The organism is Mycoplasma marinum, from assembly GCF_004335975.1.
In the GTDB taxonomy this organism is placed as follows: domain Bacteria; phylum Bacillota_I; class Bacilli_A; order Mycoplasmatales; family Metamycoplasmataceae; genus Mycoplasma_K; species Mycoplasma_K marinum.
Genome location: NZ_PSZO01000110.1, coordinates 1 through 653 on the forward strand (window position 1 = coordinate 1; position 653 = coordinate 653).

General features: G+C 26.3%; 2 protein-coding genes. Both read right to left on the minus strand.

All coding sequences use genetic code 4. From position 1 onward, the window contains the following. A partial coding sequence (locus C4B24_RS04895) for a hypothetical protein (protein ID WP_210725208.1) occupies nucleotides 1-284 on the minus strand: 284 nt, incomplete at its 3' end. A 51-nt stretch (nucleotides 285-335) separates the two neighbouring features. Continuing rightward, nucleotides 336-653, minus strand: a 318-nt coding sequence (locus C4B24_RS04900) for an ROK family protein (RefSeq protein ID WP_131599659.1), incomplete at its 5' end; no start/stop codon positions are given.

Below are 653 nucleotides of genomic sequence, written 5' to 3' on the forward strand. Positions count from 1 at the left end.
TGATGTCCATGAGGTGCTTCTTCAACAAAAATAGATGGCTCACCAGTTAAATTGATAATGTTTTTTTGAATTTTATTCAAAATTTTTGCTGCCTTTCTACCAACAACTCCATTTTTATAATTAATACCGGACCATGGGTCAGATCTTAAAATTCCATAAATATAACCAACTTTTCCATATTTATTAATTTCATTTTCTAGTACTTTTGTAAACTTATTTTTTTCGACAATTTTCCATCCGTATATATTTTGAGATAATTTACCTATTTTTTCTTTATCAGTCATAATGCACCCTCCATATTTTAAGCGATATAATAAACGGATATAAACTAACCATTATATATTTGTTTTAATAAATTTTAGAGCACCTAAAATCCCACTATTTTGTTTTGCCTCTGATACCTTAATGTTAATTATTGCACCAGAACCCTTTTCATTAGAAAAATCTTGCACCTTATTTTTTATCATTTCAACAAATCATTCTGATTTAGTAACTCCTCCAGAAATAATAAATAAATCTATATCAAGCGTATAGAAAATATTAAAAATATTAATTGCATTATTTTTAACAATTAAATCTACTATTTCTCTTGACTCTTCACTTTCTTCATATTTATCCATGATTTCCTTAGCTGTTAGCTTTTTACCAAAATA